Below are 18,407 nucleotides of genomic sequence, written 5' to 3' on the forward strand. Positions count from 1 at the left end.
GCAGCACAGCTTGCGGCACGGAGCCGCCGTAGGACGAATTTCTCCAGCTCAGCGGGGGCGCCGGCCAAAGAAGCGGCTCCCGCGCCGGGGGTGGGCCCGTCCCGTCCTGCGAGCGTTCCGGTCAAAGGATTGGACAGGCGGACCCGGGCTGACCGCATGATGGAAAGGCCTCGGTCATGCCGCAGACACACACAAGCCACGTCAAAGGAGTCGCCGTGAGGGTCGGAATCGTCGGAGCCACCGGTCAGGTCGGCACGGTCATGCGCAAGATCCTCAAGGACCGCGACTTCCCGACGCGCGAGCTGCGCCTGTTCGCGTCCGCCCGTTCGGCCGGGTCGGTCCTCGACGGTGTGACGGTCGAGGACGCGGCGACCGCCGACTACTCCGGCCTCGACATCGTCCTGTTCTCCGCGGGCGGCGCGACCTCCAAGGCGCTGGCCGAGAAGGTGGCGTCGCAGGGCGCGGTCGTGATCGACAACTCCTCCGCGTGGCGCCGCGACCCCGAGGTGCCCCTCGTGGTCTCCGAGGTGAACCCGCACGCGATCGCCGACCGCCCCAAGGGCATCATCGCCAACCCGAACTGCACGACGATGGCCGCGATGCCGGTGCTGCGTCCGCTGCACGACGAGGCGGGCCTCGAAGCGCTGGTCGTCGCCACCTACCAGGCGGTCTCCGGCTCCGGTCTCGCGGGCGTCGCGGAGCTGCACGGCCAGGTCCAGAAGGTCGCGGCCGACGCGGACAAGCTGACGCACGACGGCTCGGCGGTCGACTTCCCCGAGCCCGGCGTCTACAAGCGGCCCATCGCCTTCAACGTGCTCCCGCTCGCGGGTTCGATCGTCGACGACGGTCTGCACGAGACGGACGAGGAGCAGAAGCTCCGCCACGAGTCCCGCAAGATCCTGGAGATCTCCGGTCTGAAGGTCTCCGGCACCTGCGTCCGTGTCCCGGTCTTCTCCGGGCACTCCCTCCAGATCAACGCCCGCTTCGCCCGTCCGATCAGCGTGGAGCGCGCGACGGAGCTGCTGGCCGGCGCGCCGGGCGTCGCCCTCTCCGACATTCCGACCCCCCTCCAGGCCGCCGGTCAGGACCCGTCCTTCGTGGGCCGCATCCGCGCCGACGAGACCGTGGACAACGGCCTCGCCCTGTTCGTCTCCAATGACAACCTCCGCAAGGGCGCCGCGCTGAACGCGGTCCAGATCGCGGAGCTGGTGGCGGCGGAGCTGAACGAGAAGCAGAACGGCTGAGCCGAACGGGAAGCAGCAGCAGGCAGGCCGACCGTACGCGGACGGGGCGCCCCACCGGATGCCGGTGGGGCGCCCCGTCCCATGCCGCGTCGACCCATGGAAGGATGGCGCAACCCACACATACCGAGGAGATGACCGCGTGCCTGGCACAAACCTGACCCGCGACGAGGCTCAGCAGCGGGCGGCGCTGCTCAGCGTCGACTCGTACGAGATCGATCTCGACCTCTCCGGCGCGCAGGAGGGCGGTACCTACCGGTCCGTCACCACGGTGCGCTTCGACGTCGCGGAGAACGGCGCGACGTCCTTCATCGACCTGGTGGCCCCGACCGTCCACGAGGTGACCCTCAACGGCGACGCGCTGGACCCGGCGGAGGTCTTCGAGGACTCCCGGATCGCGCTCCCCGGCCTGCTCCAGGGCCGCAACATCCTGCGGGTCGTGGCCGACTGCGCCTACACCAACACCGGTGAGGGCCTGCACCGGTTCGTCGACCCGGTCGACGAACAGGCCTACCTGTACACCCAGTTCGAGGTCCCGGACGCGCGCCGGGTCTTCGCGTCGTTCGAGCAGCCGGACCTGAAGGCCACCTTCCAGTTCACCGTGAAGGCCCCGACCGGCTGGACCGTCATCTCCAACTCGCCGACGCCGGAGCCCAAGGACGACATCTGGGTCTTCGAGCCGACGCCCCGGATCTCGACGTACATCACGGCGCTCATCGTGGGCCCGTACCACTCGGTGCACAGCGTGTACGAGAAGGACGGGCAGAGCGTGCCGCTCGGCATCTACTGCCGTCCCTCGCTCGCCGAGTACCTGGACTCCGACGCGATCTTCGAGGTCACCCGGCAGGGCTTCGACTGGTTCCAGGAGAAGTTCGACTACGCCTACCCGTTCGAGAAGTACGACCAGCTGTTCGTACCGGAGTTCAACGCGGGCGCGATGGAGAACGCGGGCGCGGTGACCATCCGCGACCAGTACGTCTTCCGCTCGAAGGTGACGGACGCCGCGTACGAGGTCCGCGCCGAGACCATCCTCCACGAGCTGGCCCACATGTGGTTCGGCGACCTGGTGACGATGGAGTGGTGGAACGACCTGTGGCTGAACGAGTCGTTCGCCACCTACACGTCGATCGCCTGCCAGGCGGACGCCCCCGGCTCGCGCTGGCCGCACTCCTGGACCACGTTCGCCAACTCCATGAAGACCTGGGCGTACCGGCAGGACCAGCTGCCGTCCACGCACCCGATCATGGCGGAGATCAGCGACCTGGACGACGTCCTCGTCAACTTCGACGGCATCACCTACGCGAAGGGCGCTTCCGTCCTGAAGCAGCTCGTCGCGTACGTCGGCCAGGACGAGTTCTTCCGGGGCGTGCAGGCGTACTTCAAGGCGCACGCGTTCGGCAACACGCGCCTGTCCGATCTGCTGGGCGCCCTGGAGGAGACCTCCGGCCGCGACCTGAAGGCCTGGTCGAAGGCATGGCTGGAGACGGCCGGCATCAACGTGCTGCGCCCGGAGATCGAGACGGACGAGCACGGCGTCATCACCTCCTTCGCGATCCGTCAGGAGGCCCCGGCGCTGCCGACGGGCGCGAAGGGCGAGCCGACGCTGCGCCCGCACCGCATCGCGGTCGGCCTGTACGAACTCGACGACGACAGCGGCAAGCTGGTCCGGGACGAGCGGGTCGAGCTGGACGTCGACGGTGAACTGACCGCCGTGCCGCAGCTGGTGGGCAAGCGCCGCCCGGCCGTGGTCCTCCTCAACGACGACGACCTGTCGTACGCCAAGGTCCGCCTGGACGAGCGGTCGCTGGCCTTCGTCACCGAGCACCTCGGGGACTTCGAGTCCTCCCTGCCCCGCGCGCTGTGCTGGGCCTCGGCCTGGGACATGACCCGCGACGCCGAACTCGCGACCCGCGACTACCTGTCCCTGGTGCTCTCCGGCATCGGCAAGGAGTCCGACATCGGTGTCGTGCAGTCCCTGCAACGGCAGGTGAAGCTGGCGATCGAGCTGTACGCCGACCCGACGACCCGCGAGGCGCTGCTGACCCGCTGGACGGACGCCACGCTCGCGCACCTGCGCGCGGCCGAGGCCGCCTCCGACCACCAGCTGGCGTGGGCCCGCGCGTTCGCCGCGACCGCCCGCACCCCCGAGCAGCTGGACCTGCTGGAGGCCCTGCTGGAGGGGACGCAGACGATCGAGGGGCTGGCCGTCGACACCGAGCTGCGCTGGTCGTTCGTGCAGCGGCTCGCGGCGGTGGGCCGCTACGACGAGGCGGAGATCGCCGGCGAGTACGAGCGCGACAGGACGGCCGCCGGTGAGCGTCACGCGGCGACCGCCCGTGCCTCCCGGCCGACGCCCGAGGCGAAGGCGGAGGCCTGGTCCCAGGTCGTCGAGTCCGACAAGCTGCCCAACGCGCTCCAGGAGGCGGTCATCGGCGGCTTCGTCCAGACCGACCAGCGTGACCTCCTCGCCCCGTACACCGACAAGTACTTCGAGGTCGTCAAGTCCATCTGGGACTCCCGGTCGCACGAGATCGCCCAGCAGATCGCGGTCGGCCTCTACCCGACCGTCCAGGTCTCGACGGAGACCCTGCACAAGACCGACACCTGGCTGAGCGCCGCCGAGCCCAACGCGGCCCTGCGCCGCCTGGTCTCGGAGTCCCGCTCGGGCGTCGAGCGCGCCCTGCGGGCCCAGGAGGCGGACGCGGCGGCGCCCTCGGAGTGACGAGGGGCTCTGCCACGACAGTCCATGACGGTCCATGACGGTCCATGACGGTCCATGACGGTCCATGACGGTCCATGACGGTCCATGACGGTCCATGACGGCGGGGGCGCCCGGTGACTTCACCGGGCGCCCCCGCCGTCTTCGTCAGCGCCTTCGTCAGTGCCGGACCGGGTCCTGGGCGGCTCGACCGACGAGCGACGCTGCCGGCCGGGGGCGGCCCGCCGGGGGCGCCGTCGGGGTCGGGGTCGTCAGGAGGCCGGTGGGGCGGGGGCGGAGCTGGCCCAGGACGGTGGCGCCGAAGGCGATGGCCATGCCGAGGAGCTGGAGGGGCGTGAGGGCCTGGCCGAGGGCCGCCCAGCCGACCACGGCCGCAGTCAGCGGGGAGAGCGGCCCGAGGAAGGTGACCTGGGTGGCGGAGAGGCGGCCGATGCCCCGGAACCAGAGCCAGTAGGAGACGGCGGTGTTGGCGAGGGCGAGGTAGAGGTAGCCGCCGATCGCACGGCCGTCCAGGGCCGGGGGCGCGCCCTCGACGAGCAGGGCGAGCGGGGCGATCAGCAGGCCGCCCGCGGTCAGCTGCCAGCCGGTGAGGGCGAGGGGGCCGACTCCGGCGGGGCGCCCCCAGCGCTTGGTGAGGACCGTCCCGGTGGACATGGAGGCGGTGGAGGCGAGCGCGGCGACCAGGCCGACCGGGTCCAGCGCGCCGGCCGCCTTCAGCACGACCAGGCTGACGCCGAGCGCCGCCGCGATCCCGGTGAGCAGGGTGCGTACGGTCGGGCGCTCCCCCAGCAGCACGGTCGCCAGGCCCGCGACGAACAGCGGGCCGACCGAGCCGACGACCGCGGCCATACCGCCCGGCAGCCGGTACGCGGAGAGGAAGAGCAGCGGGAAGAAGGCGCCGATGTTCAGCGCGCCCAGCACCGCGGCCTTCCCCCACCAGACACCGCGCGGCAGGGTGCGCGAGATCGCCAGGAGCAGCAGGCCCGCCGGGAGCGCCCGCACCAGGCCCGTGAACAGGGGGCGGTCGGCGGGCAGGAACTCCGTCGTCACGGCGTAGGTGGTGCCCCAGGAGATGGGGGCGAGCGCGGTGAGGGCGATGAGGGAGAGACGGCTCCCGGTGTGCGGGGCGTTCGCGGCATTCGCGGTGGCATTCGCGGTGTGCGCGGTCATGGGACGCGTCCTTCGCGGAGGAGGGCCTTTTCTTCGGGCTCGATAGCTTGCTTGCAATTAGCTTAGCGCTAAGCAACTTTCCGTCAAGCCACTTTCTTGCGGCCGACCCATCGGCGCCCGATACTCACCCCATGAACCCGCGTTCCGAGCCCGGCAGGCCTCTCCGCGACCCCGTCGACGCGATCATCGACCAGTGGGCGGCGGCGCGACCCGACCTCGACACCACCGCGATGGCGGTGTTCGGCCGCGTCAACCGGCTCTCCCGGACCCTCGGCGACCGGATGGAGAAGACCTACGCGCGCTTCGGGATCTCGCGCGGCGAGTTCGACGTGCTCGCGACCCTGCGGCGGTCCGGCGAGCCGTTCACGCTCTCGCCCCGCCAGCTCTCCGCCACCCTGATGCTCACCACCGGCGGCATGACCGGCCGCCTCGACAAGCTCGAACGCGCGGGCCTCCTCCGCCGCTCCCCCGACCCGCACGACCGCCGGGCCCTCCAGGTCACCCTCACCGAGGAGGGTCTGCGCCTGATCGACGAGGCCGTCCAGGTGGGCCTCGCCGTCCAGACCGAGGCACTCGCCCACCTGAACGCCGAACAGGCCGGCCAACTGGCCGACCTGTTGCGACTGCTGGTGGTGGGCACGGGGGCGTGAGCCCGGATCGGGCCACCACCCGGGGAGCCGTGCGGGGAGTCGCGCGGGGAGCTCGCGGGGAGCTCGCGGGGAGTCGCGCCCAGCCGGCCCGGCTGCCCGTCACCCGATGGGCAGCCGCCGAGCCGCCCTGCCCAGCCACTCCCCCAGCGCCGCCTCGACCGCCGCGCCGTCCGCGCCCTCCGCCGCCCAGGCCACGTAGCCGTCGGGGCGGACCAGGACGGTGGTGCGGCGGTCGCTCGTCCAGGCCGCGACAGCGAGGCGGTCCTCGCGGGCGCCGAGGAGGGCCGGCCGGTCCGTGCCGCGCGGGGTGATGAGGACGAAGCGGCCGCCGCGCAGGGACTCGTAGAGGCGGCCGGTGGTGAGGGCGACGTCCGGTACCCGCGTGCCGACCAGGCGGTGGGCGCCGCGCGGGGCCGGATACGTGTAGCCGATGCCGGTGATCCGGCCGATCGCTCGGGTGCGGGCCGGGGGCACGTGGTTGACGACGGTGGTCAGGGCGGCACGGAGGGCCAGGGCCCAGGGCGACTTCGCCATCGCGAGACGGACGATGCCGCCGCTGCTGCGGAGCACGGCCCGGCCGACGGGGTGGCGCTCGGCCTGGTAGCTGTCGAGCAGAGCCGGGTCCGCGTGGCCGTCCAGGACGGCGGCGAGCTTCCAGCCGAGGTTCGCGGCGTCCTGGAGGCCGGTGTTCATGCCCTGCCCGCCGGCCGGGGTGTGCACATGGGCGGCGTCACCGGCGAGGAAGACCCGGCCGACCCGGTACGCGGGGGCCTGGCGTTCGTCGCAGTGGAAACGGGACATCCAGCGGGCGTCCCGCATGCCGTAGTCGCGGCCGAGCGCGAGCCGGGTGATCTCCCTGACCTCGTCGAGTTCGAGCGGCTCGCTGTCGGGGACGTCGTGGCCCCGGTGCCAGCCGATGACCCGGTGGTAGCCGTCGCCGAAGGGCGCGATGAAGGCGAAGGCGTCGCCGACCGCGTTCGCGGTCAGCACCTCCTCCGGCTGCTCGTCGAGCCGTACGTCCGCGAGGACCACGGAACGGATGACGGACTTCCCCGGGAACGGCAGCCCGACCGCTCGGCGCACCGCGCTGCGGTGCCCGTCCGTCCCGACGACGTACGCGGCGGTCAGCCGGTCCGTCGCGCCGTCCGCCGTCCGTACGTCGACCGTGACACCGTCCGGGTCCCCGGCCTCGCCCGCGCCCCCGCCCTGCTCGACGGCGGTCACCTCCGTCTCGTACCGGAACCGCACGCCGGCCTCCACCGCCCGCCGCTCCAGGATCTTCTCGACCTCGTACTGCGGGATCACCAGGAGGTGGTTGAAGCGGGAGGGCAGGGTGTCGAGGCGGACGGAGAGGCGCCCGAAGAGGGCGATGCGGTCGAGGGGACGGCCCTTGGCCTCCAGCGCGTCGGCGATGCCTCGGGCGTCGAGCTGCTCCAGGGTGCGGGCGTGTGCGACGAAGGCCCTGGAGAGGTTGCTGATCCGGTGCTCGCGCTTCTCGACGAGGGTGACGGGGACACCGGCGGCGGCGAGGTCGCCGGCCAGCAGCAGTCCGGTGGGCCCGGCGCCCACCACGATGATGTCGCGCGGGGTGCTGTCGTCGTGCTTGCCGTTCATGGCGGCCTCCTGCCGACGTGTGTTGGCCAACGATTGTTGGCCAACGCCTGTTGACAACGTAAGGACGCAGCTCTGGACTGTCAACAGGTGTTGGCCTACGTTTGTTGGCATGACCGATACGGAACCCGCGCCCCCTGCTTCCGCACGAGCGCCCCGCCGCTCCGACGCCACCCGTCACGCGATCCTCCAGGCGGCGCGCGAACGGTTCGCGGCCGACGGATACGACCGGGCCACGATCCGGGCGATCGCCAAGGACGCGCGGATCGATCCGTCGATGGTCATGCGGTACTACGGCTCGAAGGAGGGGCTGTACGCCGCCGCGCTCGACGTCGATCTGCGGCTGCCGGACCCGGGCGCGTTCGACGCGCGGGACGTGGGCCGGGTGCTGGTGAGCCATTTCCTCGACCTCTGGGAGGAGAACGAGATGCTCACGGCGATGCTCCGGGTCGGCACCACGAACGAGGCGGGCGCGGAACGGATGCAGGGGGTCTTCCGGGACCAGCTGCTGCCGCTCGCCCGGCAGGTGTGCCCGCGCCCCGAGCAGGCGGCGACCCGGGCGGCGCTCTGCGCGTCACAGGTGCTGGGGCTGGCCCTGACGCGTTACGTCCTGCGGTTCGGGCCGACCGTGGCGCTGAGCCGCGAGGAGATCGTGGAGTGGATGGGGCCGACGGTGCAGCGGTACCTCACGGCGCACCGGGCGTAGCCCGCTCTCCCTCCGGAGGGGGCCGACACGCGGCGAGGGCACCCTCGGCGCACCGGTGGTGCGGAGGGTGCCCTCGCGGAAGACGTGTCGAGAGGGGCGGGGCGGAGGCGGTCAGGCCTTCGCCCGGCGGTCAGGCCTTCGCCTTGGCCTTCGGCTGACGGTCCGTGGACCTGTCCAGGACCATGACGAGGCCGGCGATCACCGCGAACAGGGCGAGCGGCGCCACGACGAAGAGGCCGAGCGTCTCGATCACGCTGAGGCCCGGGCCCGGGTCGTCGCCGTCGTCGGGCGTCAGCGCGAGGGCGGGGGACGACATGAGCAGCATCATCAGCGTCGTACCGGCAGCCAGGGCGCCGGCGCGCAGGGCGTTCTTCTTGTCCACGCGCTAACGGTAACGAACGCGGGGGAGCTCCGCTCGGGCGGGGGCGCCTTATAGCTCGGGGGTGCCTGTCTCGTGGGCGGGTGCGGGTGGGTGGGGCTTCTCGCGCAGTTCCCCGCGCCCCTGAAAAGCAGGGGCTGCGCCCCGTGCTTTTCAGGCCCGCCCCCCACCGGAGCCGCACCCGCCAACGCAACCCGCACCCCCGAGCTACTGGGCGCCCCGCAGCACGTCCACCAGCGCGTGCAACCGGCGCGACGCCGCCAGTTCCTCCAGCGTCACCGGCCGGCCCGCCGCGTCGGCGATCGGCAGGCGCCAGTTCGGATACTGGTCCCACGTCCCCGGCAGATTCTGCGGCCGGCGGTCCCCCAGCGTGTCCGGCAGCCAGAGGCCGACCATCCGGGCGGGGGTGCGCAGCAGGAACCGGTGGAGGGCCTGGATCTGCGCCTCCTCTGAGGTCGTGGAGACACCCCCGCCGGCCCCGTCCAGCAGCCCCAGCCGGGCGAGGAGCGCCAGCCACTCCCCCGCGTCGGCGGCCGCCTCCGCCCGCTCCTCGTCCAGGGATCGTGTGAGCAGGCCGAGGCCGTGGCGGAGGTCGACGTGGTCGCAGGTGAGCCGGGAGGCGGTGGGCGGCAGGTCGTGCGTCGTGGCGGTGGCGAGACAGTTCGCGCGCCAGCGTTCGGGCGGGAGCGGCCGGCCCGTGCCCTCCCAGTCGCGTTCGAACCAGAGGACGGACGTGCCCAGCACCCCGCGGGCGTCGAGCGCCTCGCGTACGCCGGGCTCGACCGTGCCCAGGTCCTCGCCGATCACCAGGGCACCGGCCCGCGCGGCCTCCAGGACCAGGATCGCGAGCATGGCGTCGGCGTCGTAGCGGACGTACGTGCCCTCGGTCGGGGCCTCGCCCTGCGGGACCCACCAGAGGCGGAACAGACCCATGACGTGGTCGATGCGGAGGGCGCCCGCGTGGCGCAGCAGGGCGCGCAGGAGGCGCCGGTAGGGGGCGTATCCGGACTCGGCGAGGCGGTCGGGGCGCCAGGGCGGCAGGCCCCAGTCCTGGCCCCGGGAGTTGAAGGCGTCGGGGGGCGCGCCGACGGACATGCCGGCCGCGAAGTACTCCTGCTGGGCCCAGGCGTCGGCGCCGCCGGGGTGGACCCCGACCGCCAGGTCGTGCACCAGTCCGATGGGCATGCCGGCGTCGCGCGCGGAGCGCTGCGCGGTGCCGAGCTGGGCGTCGGTGAGCCAGGCCAGGCGGGTGTGGAAGTCGACGCGGTCCATCAGCTCGCCGCGCGCGCGGGCGGTCTCGGCGGAGCGCGGGTCGCGCAGGCCGGGGGGCCAGCGCGACCAGTCGGAGCCGTGGACCTCGGCGAGCGCGCACCAGGTGGCGTGGTCCTCCAGTGCCTGGCCCTCCTCGGCGAGGAAGTCCCAGTACGCGGCGCGCCGCCCGGGGCCGAGCGGTACGGCGCGCACCAGTTCCAGCGCCTGCCGTTTGAGGTCCCACACCGCGTCCCGGTCGATCAGCTCGCCCTTGGCCAGCACGGACTCCCGCAGGCGGGCGGCCCGCTCCGGCAGCGCGGCGAGGCGTTCGCGGTCGTCGGCGGACGAGTCGTTGGCGGCTCCCGAGAGGGCGTACGGGTACTCCGGTACGTCCTCCACGCGCAGGTGGACGGGGTCCGGGTAGCGGCGGGAGGAGGGGCGGTACGGGGAGGGGTCGGTGGGGGCGCCGGGCACGGCCGCGTGCAGCGGGTTGACCTGGACGAATCCGGCGCCGAGGGCACGGCCGGCCCAGGCCGACAGCTCGGCGAGGTCACCGAGGTCGCCCATGCCCCAACTGCGCTGCGAGAGCAGGGAGTAGAGCTGGACGAGGAGACCGTAGGTGCGGCCGGGCGGGGCGGGCAGCCGGGCGGGGGCCACGACCAGGTGGGCTTCAGCGGTGCGGTCGTCGGGGGCGGTGGCGCGCAGGGTGTGCACGCCCGGGGGCAGCTCCCGCGTGGTGGAGCGCGCCTCGCCCTGCTCGGTCTCGACGCTCAGCAGGGTGCCGTCGGGGAGGGCGGTGAGCGCGGCGGGGGGTTCGCCGTCGGCCCACTGGACCAGGGTGGGCGGCAACAGCCGTGCGTCCAGCTGCCGTTCGCGCGCGGCGAGGGCGGCGCGCACGGCCTCGGGGGTGCTCGCGTCGACGTCCAGCGCGGCGAGGACGGCCACGACCGCGGCGTCCGAGGCCGCGACCGTACGGTCCGGGGAGGGGCTGTAGGAGGTGGCGACACCGTGCAGGGCGGCGAGCCGGGCCAGCGGGGTGTCGGGCGTCGGGCTCGAACCCCCTGGAGCTTCTGTCATCTAGACCCCCGATGCGGCGCCGTGGGACGTGGGTTCACTGGTGAGGGGAGCCGCGTCGGCGAGGGGCGGCTCGCTGGTGAGCGGGGCCGCGTCCGGGAGCGGCGGCTCGCTGGTGAGCGGGACGTCGGCGCAGGGCCCTTCGGCGCTGAAGACGCAGACGTGCGGCTCGTGGAGCTCGTAGGGCTCCGCCTCGCGTTTGGAGCGGGCCTGGGTCGGGAGGGGGGTGAACGTGGCCACGGGGGCCTCCTAGTCGTCGTACGGCGATGAGGTGCGGGTCCGGGGTACTCCAGCCCTACCCAGTGGGCGCCGCCGCAGACGTGGGTGGGCGGACATCGTGGTGTTGCTCACTCGCACGTGGGATTCCGCATCCCACCCCGCGCCCACTATTCACTCAGTACATGTACTCAGTGCATACTGGGGGCCATGAGCACTCGTCACATCCTGTTGGGGCTGCTCGCCGGCGGGCCGAGCCATGGCTACGACCTCAAGCGACGGCACGACGAACGCTTCCCGCAGGCCCGACCGCTGGCCTACGGGCAGGTCTACACGACCCTGCAACGACTGGTCCGCGACGGCCTGGCCGAGGTCGACGGCACCGAGGCGGACAGCGGTCCGGAGCGGACGATGTACCGCTCGACGGACGAGGGGGCGCGCGAGCTGGCCAAGTGGGCCGGGGAGATCACCGCGCCCGCGCCGTTCGTGACGAACGAGATCTTCGCCAAGCTCGTCGTCTCGATCCTCGCCGACGGCGACCCGGCCGCCTACCTACGGGCGCAGCGCGCCGCGCACATGGCGCGCATGCGCGAGCTGACCTCCGTGAAGACCACGCCGGGCGCCGACCTCTCGACCGTGCTCGCGGCGGACTACGCCCTCAACCATCTCGACGCCGACCTCCGCTGGATGAACACCACCGCGGCCCGGCTGACCACCCTGACCGCGGAGGTAGACGCAGCATGAACGAGAAGAACGCCCGTCCCGCGCCGTTGCTCACGGCCCGCAAACTGGTCAAGGAGCACGGCAGGACCCGGGCGCTGCGCGGTGCCTCGGTGGAGCTGCGGGAGGGCGAGATCCTCGCCGTCACGGGCGCCAGCGGCAGCGGGAAGTCCACGTTGCTGCACTGCCTGGCGGGCATCGTCCGGCCGGACGAGGGCTCGGTGGCGTACGCCGGGAAGCGGCTCGACCAGCTCCCCGAGAAGGAACTCAGCGCACTGCGCCGGACGGACTTCGGAGTCGTCTTCCAGTTCGGGCAGCTGATACCCGAGCTGACGGCCGTCGACAACGTCGCGCTGCCGCTGCTGCTGGCCGGGACGGACCGCAGGGCCGCACGGGAGCGGGCCGGCGAGTGGCTGGAGCGGTTCGGTGTACGGGGACAGCAGGAGCAGCGGCCCGGGGAGATGAGCGGCGGCCAGGCCCAGCGGGTGTCGCTGGCCCGGGCGCTGGTGACCGCGCCGAAGGTGGTGTTCGCGGACGAGCCGACCGGCGCGCTGGACTCCCTGGCGAGCGAGCAGGTGATGACGGCGCTGACGCACGCGGCCCGGGAGAACGGTACGGCGGTGCTGCTGATCACGCACGACGCCCAGACCGCGGCGTACGCGGACCGGGAGGTCCTGCTGAAGGACGGCGTCGTGGTGTCGGAGGCCGACGTGACGGTGGAGGTGTCCCGGTGAAGGAGCTGAGGAACGATCTGCGCCTGGCGCTTCTGCTCACGCGGGGCTCGGACCGGCGCGAGTGGTGGCGGGTGGCGCTCACGGGGACGGGTGCGGCGCTGGCGACGGCGTTCGGCCTGGCGGCGGGGGTGCTGGCCTCCCTGAGGGGCCGCTACCACGTGGACCTGGCCGCCGGGCTGCTGGACAACCCCGGGGAGCGCTCCGGGGTGATCGTGACCCTGCTGTTCCTGCTGGTCCCGGTCCTCGGCTTCCTCGGCCAGTGCACCCGGGTGGGCGCCGTCCACCGGGACCGTCGGCTTGCCGGGCTTCGACTGGCCGGCGCGTCGGCGGGCCAGGTGCGCCGGATCGCGGCGCTGGAGACGGGGCTGGCCTGCCTGGCCGGCTCGCTGGTCACCACGGTCGCCTTCGTGGTGTTCCTGCTGAGCGAGTGGCGGAGTCCCACCCTCGTCGCCTGGATCGTGATCGTGCTGGTGGCGCTGGGCGTGCCGGTGCTGGGCGCCCTGGTGAGCGTGCTGGCGCTGCGCCGGGTGGTGGCCTCGCCGCTGGGCTGGGTGCGGCGGGTGGGGCCGAGCACGGGCCGGGGGCCGGTGTGGGTGTTCCTGGCAGCGGTGACGCTGCTGGTACTCGTGGCGGTCCTCTCCGTCGCCAACACCACCCGGAACATGGCCTACTCGTCCGGCCAGGCTCCGCTGATCGTCTGCGGCGCGCTGCTCGCGGTGGGCGCGGGCGCGGTGCTGCTGTCCGGCATCGTCTCGACCCTCACCGGGCGGCTGCTCGCCGCGCGCGCCGAGAACGCGGCGGTCCTGATCGCCGCCGAGCGGCTGCGCGACGATCCGTGGGCGGCGGCCCGCACCCACGCGGCCGTCATCATGGGGGCCGTGGTCGGCAGCGGGTACATCGGCGTACGGCAGGCGATGCTCGCCGAGATCGACAAGTACGACTACCTGGCCGAGAGGGCCGACTTCTACATCACCGGCCTGAACTTCACCGCCGCCGCCATCGTCGTCGGCTTCGCCGTCACCCTGTTCGGGCTGGCGGTCGGCACCGCCGAGTCGCTCGCCACCCGCCGCCGGGGCCTGGCCGCGCAGGTCGCCGCCGGGGTGCCGTACGAGGTGCTGGGCCGGGCCCTGCTCCTGGAGACCGCTCTGCCGCTGGCGCCCTCGGTACTGGTGGGCGGGGCCGGCGGCACGACGATCGCCTTCGTGTACGCCACGGCCATGGGCGGCACCTCGGTCCTGCCGTTCGGGGCGCTGCTGGTGCCCGTCGCGATCTACGGCGCCTGTCTCCTCGCGGCGGCCACCTCCCTGCCGCTGCTCAGGCGGGCGATCCGGCCCACGGAGCTGCGGTACGCGTGACGGCGGGCGCATGACGGCAGGCGCATCGGACCCGGCGTCCCGGGAGGCCACGGGGGGCTTCCTGGGACGCCGTCGAACGAACGTGCTGAACCGGTGCGGCGGCACCGGACGCGCTGCCGCCTACTTCGCCGCCGGCGCGATCGGTGTCGCGCGCTCCGACTGGGGTGAGGTCGTGTTGGCGTAGACCGACGGGGCGGCCACCGCGGCGCTCGGGTCGTCCGTGTCGTCGGTCGTGGTGGCCGGCGCCCCGCCCACGATGCGGATGTCGGCCGCGTCGAAGGCCTTCTTGATGCGCCAGCGCAGCTCCCGCTCGACCGTGAGGGCCTTGCCGGGCATGGTCTTGGCGCAGACGCGGACGACCATCGAGTCCAGGAGGACGTCGTCGAGGCCGAGGACCTCGATGGGGCCCCACAGGAGCTCGTTCCAGGGCTCCTCCTTGCTCATCGCCTCGCCGACCTCCATCAGGGTGCGGCGGACCTTGTCGAGGTCCTCGTCGTGGCGGACGGTGACGTCGACGCCGGCCGTGGCCCAGCCCTGGGAGAGGTTGCCGATGCGCTTGACCTCGCCGTTGCGGACGTACCAGATCTCGCCGTTGTCGCCGCGCAGCTTGGTGACGCGCAGGCCGACCTCGATGACCTCGCCGGAGGCGACGCCCGCGTCGACGGTGTCGCCGACGCCGTACTGGTCCTCCAGGATCATGAAGACCCCGGAGAGGAAGTCCGTGACCAGGTTCCGGGCACCGAAACCGATGGCGACGCCCGCGACACCGGCGGAGGCCAGCAGCGGGGCGAGGTTGATCTCGAAGGTGGCGAGCACCATCAGGGCGGCCGTGCCCAGGATCAGGAAGGACGCGACCGAGCGCAGCACCGAGCCGATGGCCTGGGAGCGCTGGCGGCGGCGCTCGACGTTGACGAGCAGGCCGCCGAGGGTGCCGCCCTCGACGCCGGGGACGGAGCGGTTCATCCGGTCTATGAGCTTGGTGATCGCCCGCCGGACGAACACTCTCAGCACCGCCGCTATCACCACGATCAGCAGGACGCGGAGACCGATGGCCAGCCATGTGGACCAGTTCTCCTCCACCCAGCTGGCGGCGTTGGTCGCGCTCTCCTGGGCGTCCTCCAGCGACGGCACGGCCGGTGTCGTCGCCGTCTCCGAGGGGGACGGCGACGGCGTGGCGGCGGCCAGTAGGAGGGGCAGGGAAGAAACGGGCGACACGGCGGATACCTCCAGGTGCGATATCTGCCCTCCGGTACGGCGGTCAAGATCCGTCGGGTCACGGAAAGGTCACCGGACGGGCAGGCCCACCACACTAACGGGGCATTGTGTGGAGGTCGCCGCCATGTTCGAGGGAGACAAGGCGCTCACCAGGGAGTGAAGGGCGCACACGGCGGGGGATGAATGAGGTGTGGTCGAAAACACTCCCAGCCCGTTACCGGGACATGGTGGCGCTTCCACCAGGCCTGAGGGGAGACTGACTACGGATCGTCCACGGCGCGAGCCACGCGCCGCCGGCGTACAAGGAGGCATCCGTGCCGCACGTCCTGGTCCTCAACGCGTCGTACGAGCCGCTCGGCGTCGTACCGCTCCGCCGCGCGCTCGTCCTCGTCCTGGAGAACAAGGCCGTCTCCCTGGAAGAATCCGGCGCCTATCTGCACAGCGCGACCGTCACAGTCCCCGCACCCAGCGTGGTCCGGCTCAAGCGATTCGTCCGGGTCCCCTATCGGGGGCCCGTTCCTCTGACCCGCAGGGCGCTGTTCGCCCGTGACGGGGGCCGGTGCATGTACTGCGGTGGCGTCGCAACCAGCGTCGACCACGTCATCCCGCGCAGTCGCGGGGGCAAGCACGTCTGGGACAACGTCGTCGCGTCATGCCGCCGCTGCAACCACGTCAAGGCCGACCGCCATCTCGTCGAGATCGGCTGGCGGCTCCGTCACAAACCCGCTCCACCCTCCGGGCTGGCCTGGCGCATCATCGGCACGGGCCATAGGGACCCGCGCTGGCTGCCCTACCTGCAGCCGTACGGCGCGGACGACGCGTTGGCCCGGATCGACGGCATCTCCGCCTGACGGTCCGGGTTTTGCATGGCCGGGTGCCCTCGCCGCAGGGGCACCCGGTACGCACCGCGGGCAGGGGTCCGGAACACTCAGATCCACTTGACCTGCGCCTTCATCACCGTCTTCACAGGTACCCCGCATTCCCTCCGCACCCGTGATCGCCTAGTGTCACCCCCACAGCGGGCCCTTGTTCTGGAGCGCAACGCCCAGGGGCCCGCCTCGAATGTGGGGATTCATGCGCAAGCTCGCCATCAGCGCCGCCGTGTCCGGCGCCCTGGCTCTCACCGGCCTGGCCGCGCCCGCCGCGCTGGCCGACTCGCCGGACCTGACCTTCGGCGCCGTCACGGTCAACAACGGCAAGCCGATCGCGGTCGGCACCAAGGCCTCGGTGACCGTGCCGGTCACGTACAGCTTCACCCGGCCGGACGACCTCGTCATCGACTACGAGAAGAACTTCCTGATCATCGCCCTCTACCGGGGTCCGCTGGCGGAGACCGACAACGCGATCGAGGCGAGCTCGAAGCCCGTCTGCACCACCGTCGCGACGACCGCCACCACGGCGACCGAGTCGTGCTCGGCCAAGCTCACCGTCGACCCGGAGGACCACCTCTACACGACCGCGGACGCCACCACCTGGAAGGCCGCCGCCCTCTACAGCGAGACGGCGATCGACCTCGACGAGTCCGACGGCCACATCAGCGTCCACACCGGCCTCGACCTGTGGGGCAACCTCGGTACCGCCAAGCTCCAGCGGATATCCAAGGTCACCGTCAACGCCACCCCGGAGCCGGCGGTCAAGGGCCGCACCCTGACCGTCAAGGGCGCGCTCACCCGCGCCGACTGGGGCAAGGGCGTCTACACCGGTTACCAGGGCCAGCAGGTCACCCTGCAGTTCAAGGCCGAGGGCGCCACCGCGTACACCGACGTGAAGACGGTGACCTCCGGCACGGGCGGGGCCCTGTCCACCACCGTGAAGGCGTCGAAGGACGGCTCGTTCCGCTACAAGTTCGCCGGTACGTCCACCACCGCGGCGAAGACGTCCGCGGCGGACTTCGTCGATGTGAAGTAGCACCACCGCCCGCGCGGCGGGCACCGGCCCCCGGGCGACGAATCCGTCGCCCGGGGGCTTTTTCGTGGCCGGATATTGACGCTCGCCTGGTCTAGTCCTATCGTCCTGGCATCCGATAGGAAAGTTTCCTAACAGTTGGGCAGGTGGCGGACCCATGGCAGGAACCCCTCGCGTACTGCGCGCCATGAACGACCGCGCCGCACTCGATCTGCTGCTGGAGCACGGGCCGCTCTCCCGGACCCGCCTCGGCAGGCTGACGGGGCTGTCCAAGCCGACCGCCTCCCAGCTCCTGGCCCGCCTCGAAGCCGCCGGACTCGTGGTGGCCACCGGCACCGGCGCGGACGGACCCCGCGACGGCGACCCCGCCGCCGCCGGATCCGGCACGGGCCGACCCGGCCCCAACGCCCAGCTCTACGCGGTCGACCCGACCGCCGCGTACGCCGCCGGACTCGACGTCACCCCCGAACGCGTCCTGGCCGCCGTCGCCGACATCACCGGCCGCACGGTCGGCGAACACGCCGTCCCCACCCCCGGACGCCGCCCCGCCGCAGCCGTCGTACGGCAGGTCACCACCGCCCTCGACGGGGCGGTCAAGGCCGCCGGACTCACCCGGTCCGACGTGCGCCGGCTGGTCATCGGCACACCGGGCGCCTTCGACCCCACCACCGGGCGGCTGCGGTACGCCTCGCACCTGCCCGGCTGGCACTCCCCCGCCCTCCTCGACGAACTCGCCGCCGCGCTGCCCATGCCGGTGGAGTACGAGAACGACGTGAACCTCGCCGCGCTGGCCGAACAACGACTGGGCGCGGCCAAGGGCCACGACGACTTCGTGCTGTTGTGGAACGAGGGCGGCCTCGGCGCCGCGGTCGTCCTCGGCGGGCGGCTGCACCGGGGGTTCACCGGGGGCGCCGGCGAGGTCGGCTTCCTGCCGGTCCCGGGTGTGCCGCTGGTCCGCCATGTCACCAAGGCGAACAGCGGCGGCTTCCAGGAGCTCGCCGGTTCGCAGATCATCCCCCGGCTCGCCCGCGAGCTGGGCATCACCGACGTCCCCGAGGGGCCCTACGCCGAGGTCGCGGCGGCGCTCGTGTCCCGTGCCGCCGCCGACATCGACGCCGGGCCCCACCGTCGACTTCTGGCCACCTACGCCACCGGACTCGCGACCGGTATCGCGTCACTCGTGGCCGTGCTCGACCCCGAGCTGGTCGTCCTCAGCGGTACGGCACTGACCGCCGGTGGGGAGCCGCTGCGGGCGCTCGTCGAGGCCGAGTTGGCGGAGCTGGCCGCCTCCCGGCCGCGGCTCGTCCTCGGCGACGTACGTGAACACCCGGTCCTGCGCGGCGCGTTGGAGAGTGCGCTCGCCGCGACCCGCGACGAGGTCTTCGACACGTTGACGCTCCGCTGAGTCCGGCCGCGTCAGAAACCGTCTCGACACTGCGGGCCCGCCGTGGCCGGTCGCGC

General features: G+C 72.6%; 16 protein-coding genes. 10 read left to right on the forward strand and 6 right to left on the reverse strand.

Translation table 11 applies throughout. From position 1 onward, the window contains the following. The first annotated feature begins 215 nt into the window (after window positions 1-215). Entirely contained in the window at window positions 216-1,244 is a 1,029-nt protein-coding gene (locus ACZ52C_RS35575) for an aspartate-semialdehyde dehydrogenase (RefSeq protein ID WP_469078664.1), read from the forward strand. A gap of 139 nt (window positions 1,245-1,383) precedes the next feature. Continuing rightward, complete coding sequence (pepN, locus tag ACZ52C_RS35580) at window positions 1,384-3,963, forward strand: aminopeptidase N (RefSeq protein WP_469078665.1); 2,580 nt, start codon at window positions 1,384-1,386, stop codon at window positions 3,961-3,963. Between the two features lie 156 nt (window positions 3,964-4,119). On the opposite strand, the gene ACZ52C_RS35585 is transcribed toward pepN, so the two are convergent. Beyond that, entirely contained in the window at window positions 4,120-5,130 is a 1,011-nt protein-coding gene (locus ACZ52C_RS35585) for an EamA family transporter (RefSeq protein WP_469078666.1), read from the reverse strand. Window positions 5,131-5,261: 131 nt separating this feature from the next. Here ACZ52C_RS35585 and ACZ52C_RS35590 point away from each other — a divergent pair, with 131 nt between their 5' ends. Next, the gene (locus tag ACZ52C_RS35590) at window positions 5,262-5,780 is read left to right on the forward strand and encodes a MarR family winged helix-turn-helix transcriptional regulator (RefSeq protein ID WP_469078667.1); all 519 of its coding nucleotides are present in this window, start codon (window positions 5,262-5,264) and stop codon (window positions 5,778-5,780) included. 99 nt (window positions 5,781-5,879) lie between these two features. Here ACZ52C_RS35590 and ACZ52C_RS35595 read toward each other — a convergent pair whose 3' ends face one another. Continuing rightward, window positions 5,880-7,394: an FAD-dependent monooxygenase gene (locus tag ACZ52C_RS35595; RefSeq protein ID WP_469078668.1), complete on the reverse strand. Its 1,515-nt coding sequence runs from the start codon at window positions 7,392-7,394 to the stop codon at window positions 5,880-5,882. A 109-nt stretch (window positions 7,395-7,503) separates the two neighbouring features. Between ACZ52C_RS35595 and ACZ52C_RS35600 the strand changes: the two genes are divergently transcribed. After that, window positions 7,504-8,097: a TetR/AcrR family transcriptional regulator gene (locus ACZ52C_RS35600; protein ID WP_469078669.1), complete on the forward strand. Its 594-nt coding sequence runs from the start codon at window positions 7,504-7,506 to the stop codon at window positions 8,095-8,097. A gap of 130 nt (window positions 8,098-8,227) precedes the next feature. On the opposite strand, the gene ACZ52C_RS35605 is transcribed toward ACZ52C_RS35600, so the two are convergent. The 3 genes from ACZ52C_RS35605 to ACZ52C_RS35615 form a co-directional block, all read right to left on the reverse strand. Further along, window positions 8,228-8,479: a hypothetical protein gene (locus ACZ52C_RS35605; protein ID WP_451274120.1), complete on the reverse strand. Its 252-nt coding sequence runs from the start codon at window positions 8,477-8,479 to the stop codon at window positions 8,228-8,230. A gap of 204 nt (window positions 8,480-8,683) precedes the next feature. After that, window positions 8,684-10,804: a 4-alpha-glucanotransferase gene (gene malQ, locus ACZ52C_RS35610; protein WP_469078670.1), complete on the reverse strand. Its 2,121-nt coding sequence runs from the start codon at window positions 10,802-10,804 to the stop codon at window positions 8,684-8,686. Then, a complete protein-coding gene (locus ACZ52C_RS35615; RefSeq protein WP_220648762.1) occupies window positions 10,805-11,041 on the reverse strand; it encodes a hypothetical protein in 237 nt (78 codons plus the stop codon). It abuts the gene before it with no gap. Window positions 11,042-11,227: 186 nt separating this feature from the next. Here ACZ52C_RS35615 and ACZ52C_RS35620 point away from each other — a divergent pair, with 186 nt between their 5' ends. From ACZ52C_RS35620 to ACZ52C_RS35630, 3 genes are read left to right on the forward strand one after another with little or no spacing between them, the layout of a single operon-like run. After that, a complete protein-coding gene (locus tag ACZ52C_RS35620; protein WP_469078671.1) occupies window positions 11,228-11,761 on the forward strand; it encodes a PadR family transcriptional regulator in 534 nt (177 codons plus the stop codon). After that, on the forward strand, window positions 11,758-12,471 hold the full coding sequence (locus ACZ52C_RS35625) for an ABC transporter ATP-binding protein (RefSeq protein WP_469078672.1): 714 nt from the start codon (window positions 11,758-11,760) through the stop codon (window positions 12,469-12,471). Before ACZ52C_RS35620 ends, ACZ52C_RS35625 begins: the two co-directional genes overlap by 4 nt. Continuing rightward, window positions 12,468-13,826 carry an ABC transporter permease gene (locus ACZ52C_RS35630; RefSeq protein ID WP_469078673.1) on the forward strand — a complete coding sequence of 453 codons (1,359 nt, stop codon included), beginning with the start codon at window positions 12,468-12,470 and terminating at the stop codon, window positions 13,824-13,826. Before ACZ52C_RS35625 ends, ACZ52C_RS35630 begins: the two co-directional genes overlap by 4 nt. A gap of 120 nt (window positions 13,827-13,946) precedes the next feature. Here the strand turns inward: ACZ52C_RS35630 and ACZ52C_RS35635 are convergent, their stop codons facing one another. After that, window positions 13,947-15,041, reverse strand: coding sequence for a mechanosensitive ion channel family protein (locus ACZ52C_RS35635; protein ID WP_469078674.1), 1,095 nt, complete (start codon window positions 15,039-15,041; stop codon window positions 13,947-13,949). Window positions 15,042-15,355: 314 nt separating this feature from the next. Between ACZ52C_RS35635 and ACZ52C_RS35640 the strand changes: the two genes are divergently transcribed. The 3 genes from ACZ52C_RS35640 to ACZ52C_RS35650 all read left to right on the forward strand — a co-directional run bounded on the left by ACZ52C_RS35640 (window position 15,356) and on the right by ACZ52C_RS35650 (window position 18,351). Continuing rightward, window positions 15,356-15,892, forward strand: coding sequence for an HNH endonuclease (locus ACZ52C_RS35640; RefSeq protein ID WP_451274134.1), 537 nt, complete (start codon window positions 15,356-15,358; stop codon window positions 15,890-15,892). A 223-nt stretch (window positions 15,893-16,115) separates the two neighbouring features. Further along, complete coding sequence (locus ACZ52C_RS35645; RefSeq protein WP_469078675.1) at window positions 16,116-16,949, forward strand: hypothetical protein; 834 nt, start codon at window positions 16,116-16,118, stop codon at window positions 16,947-16,949. A 154-nt stretch (window positions 16,950-17,103) separates the two neighbouring features. Then, a complete protein-coding gene (locus tag ACZ52C_RS35650) occupies window positions 17,104-18,351 on the forward strand; it encodes an ROK family transcriptional regulator (protein WP_469078676.1) in 1,248 nt (415 codons plus the stop codon). The last annotated feature ends 56 nt before the right edge of the window (window positions 18,352-18,407 follow it).

Source organism: Streptomyces sp. NPDC034049 (assembly GCF_055575575.1).